Source organism: Idiomarina sp. UBA4206 (assembly GCF_002383015.1).
GTDB classification, from domain to species: domain Bacteria; phylum Pseudomonadota; class Gammaproteobacteria; order Enterobacterales; family Alteromonadaceae; genus Idiomarina; species Idiomarina abyssalis.
The window spans coordinates 7,659-8,484 of record NZ_DFTS01000030.1 but is presented as its reverse complement, the minus strand read 5'-3'; the positions used below and the strand labels follow the sequence as shown (position 1 = coordinate 8,484).

Here is an 826-nt window from a genome sequence, read left to right as displayed (position 1 = left end):
AGCTGGAAAATACCTGTCGCTGGTTAACTGTTATGGCACCCGGGCAGCGCATTGGTGTTAATGACTTGCCAGAAGACATTCTGGTGCCAGCTGATTCAGAACCTGAAAATTTTACCGGGGAACTTACCTGGCTGCATTGGCTCGAAAGAGAACTGGAAAAACACCCGTTAGAGGCGCAGGATGTTTTGCAAAGTTATCAGCATCAGTTGGAAAAAATTGCTTTGCAAACTGCTTTACAACGTTTTTCCGGCCACAAGCAAAAAGCGGCGACATGGCTGGGCTGGGGACGAAACACCTTAACCCGAAAGCTGAAAACTCTGCTAAAGTAAAAGTTATGTAAAGGGGGTCGTATCGATGCCCGGCATTTTGGATCATGGATTTATTTCTGGAGAGAACAGTAAGTTATGAGACATTCCGTACTACTCATTGATGACGATACTGAAATGTCTGTCATGCTGACAGAATTGTTTAAACGTGAATCCGTAGATTTAAGCGTTGCCGAAGATGGCGTGACCGGCCTCGACAAAGCACTTAACGGCGACTACGAGCTTATTTTGCTGGATGTCATGTTACCCGGCATTGATGGTATGCAGTTGTTGCAGCGTTTGCGCCAACAACACCGCGATACTGCTGTGCTTATGCTGACGGCCCGTGGTGATGACGACGACCGCGTTATGGGTCTGGAGCTGGGTGCAGATGACTACCTTCCAAAACCGTTTAACCCGCGTGAGCTGGTTGCCAGGGTGAGAGCTTTACTGCGTCGTACACCTAACACCACCATGCAAAACGAAAGCCTGAACGTGTGCGGTATTGTATTAGATCCGGC

General features: G+C 48.3%; 2 protein-coding genes. Both read left to right on the top strand.

All coding sequences use genetic code 11. The features are described from left to right. On the top strand, positions 1-329 hold a 329-nt coding region (locus tag B3180_RS06320; protein ID WP_286843595.1), incomplete at its 5' end, for a helix-turn-helix domain-containing protein. Between the two features lie 75 nt (positions 330-404). Next, the coding region (locus B3180_RS06315; RefSeq protein WP_286843593.1) for a response regulator transcription factor at positions 405-826 on the top strand (422 nt) is incomplete at its 3' end.